Origin of the sequence: Paraburkholderia caffeinilytica (assembly GCF_046030355.1) — a bacterium.
Taxonomy (GTDB): Bacteria; Pseudomonadota; Gammaproteobacteria; order Burkholderiales; family Burkholderiaceae; genus Paraburkholderia; species Paraburkholderia caffeinilytica_B.
Genome location: NZ_JAQQCQ010000076.1, coordinates 1 through 211, shown reverse-complemented (window position 1 = coordinate 211; position 211 = coordinate 1). Strand labels below are relative to the sequence as shown.

1 protein-coding gene is annotated in these 211 nt (G+C 64.0%); it reads left to right on the top strand.

The features are described from left to right. Positions 1–211 (top strand): adenine nucleotide alpha hydrolase family protein (locus PQQ95_RS36585; RefSeq protein ID WP_459252001.1); only part of this gene is annotated, 211 nt, incomplete at both ends.

Below are 211 nucleotides of genomic sequence, written 5' to 3'. Positions count from 1 at the left end.
TGTGCTGGTCGCAGGTCACAACGCGCAGGCGGCAGCGGATGCAGCAGCGAAGATCGCAGGTGTTTCGAAGGTCCTGCTCGCTGACGCGCCGCAACTGGCAGCAGGTCTGGCAGAAAACGTCGAAGCGACGGTGCTGAACATCGCGAAGGACTACTCGCACATCTTCGCGCCGGCGACCGCCTACGGCAAGAACATCGCCCCGCGCATCGCT